The following is a 1,660-nucleotide window of genomic DNA, read 5'->3' as shown; positions in this document are numbered from 1 at the left end:
CGTCGCCATCGTGGCCCTGCACCGGATGCGCGGCGTCGGCGCGGAGTACGCGCCGCCGGCCGGCTTCGCCACCGTCCGATCGGCGCGCGGATTGCGGTCCAGCACGAGGCGCGTCTCCTGCGGATAGCGGTCCATCAGCCCCAGCAGGGTGCCGTTGGTCCAGCCGAAGCCGACCTGCATCGGATATTCGCCGCCGCCCCGGCCGCCCGTGGGGCTGATCGCCGGATTCACCACGTCGTATTTTTCCAGCAGCACGCCCGATTTCTCGTAGGTCCCGATCACGCGCTCCATCCAGCGCGTGGCGATCAGCCGTGCCAGGTCGTTGAGGCCGTACTGGTCCAGCCCCTTGACGGCCATCCATTGCTCGGGCGCCCAGCCGTTCGGCGCATCCCATTGCTGGCCGCTGACCCGGTCGGTCGCTTCCAGCCCGCCGGTCTTCAGCAGATGCGTCCGCAGGGTTTCGGCCACCGCCTGCGCCTGCGCCGGGGTCGCGATGTTGAGGAACAGCGGCATCACCGTCGCCGACGACAGCACGTCCGACAATTTCCCGGTCTTCCAGTCATAATCGAAGAACGCCCCGCGCGCCGGGTCCCACAGGATGCGGCGGATCGCCGCGACCCGCGCGTCGGCCAGCCGGGCATACTGCGCGCCTCGTTCCTGGTCGCCCTGCAGGTCGTAGGCACGAGCCAGGGTCCGTTCGAGATGCGCGACCAGGCAGTTCAGCTCGATCGGCAGCAGGTCGGTCGTATCGATGCTGGCCAGCGTATGGCCGTCGGCCAGCCAGCGCGACGAATAATCCCATCCCGTCTCCGCCCCGGCCCGCAGGTCCCGATAGATTTCCGCCGCCGGACGCCTGGACTGCGCGGCGGTGGCGATATCCTCGGGGAAGCTCTCGTCCCGGGGCGTGTCCATGTCGTCCCACTGACGGTTCATCAGCGTGCCGTCCGGCAGGCGCACGACATGGCGATAGGCCCCGCCCGGCGCCAGGCTGTCGGCCCCGTCCATCCAGTAATCATGTTCGCGCTGCAGTTCGGGCAGGAACTGCGTATAGGCGGCCTGCCCGTCATGCTCCGCCAGCAGGTCCACCATCAGCGCGAAGAAGGGCGGTTCCGAACGGCCGAGATAATAGGTGCGGTTGCCGTTGGGCATGTGCCCGTACCGGTCGATCAGCGAGGCGATGTCGCGCACCATGTCGCGCATCAGGTCCACCCGCCCGTCCTCGTACAGGCCGATCATGGTGAAATAGCTGTCCCAGTAATAAAGCTCGCTGAACCGGCCGCCCGGCACGACATAGGTCCTGGGCAGCGGCAGCAGCGAGGAATGGGCGACCAGCGTGTCCGGCGGCCGGCTCAGCACCTCCCACATGCCGCTGATATAGTCGCGCACGCTCTCGTCCGGCCGGCGGCGATAGGACACGGTCCGGCGCGGGGCGACGGCGAAATGCTGGGCGACGAAATCCTTCAGCGAGAAATCCGGCCGGCTCTTCTGCCGCGCATAGTCCGCCAGCAGCGCATCCGGCGCCTCGTCGGGAATGGCGTCGGCCACCGTCTTGGCATCGGCGAAGACATGCGCCGCCCCCATCGCCGCGAACAGCCCGTCCAGCGCGACCGATGGCGGCCGCAGATCCTGCCGGTCCGCCGCCGGCACCGCGACCGACGGG

1 protein-coding gene is annotated in these 1,660 nt (G+C 68.9%); it reads right to left on the bottom strand.

Annotated elements, in window-relative coordinates:
- Positions 1 to 1,660, bottom strand: a 1,660-nt coding sequence (treF, locus tag HUK84_RS17250; protein WP_176641358.1) for an alpha,alpha-trehalase TreF, incomplete at both ends; no start/stop codon positions are given.

This window comes from Nguyenibacter vanlangensis (genome assembly GCF_013376155.1).
Classification (GTDB): domain Bacteria; phylum Pseudomonadota; class Alphaproteobacteria; order Acetobacterales; family Acetobacteraceae; genus Gluconacetobacter; species Gluconacetobacter vanlangensis.
Note: the sequence above shows the minus strand (reverse complement) of the source record. Positions and strands in the feature narration are given on the sequence as shown.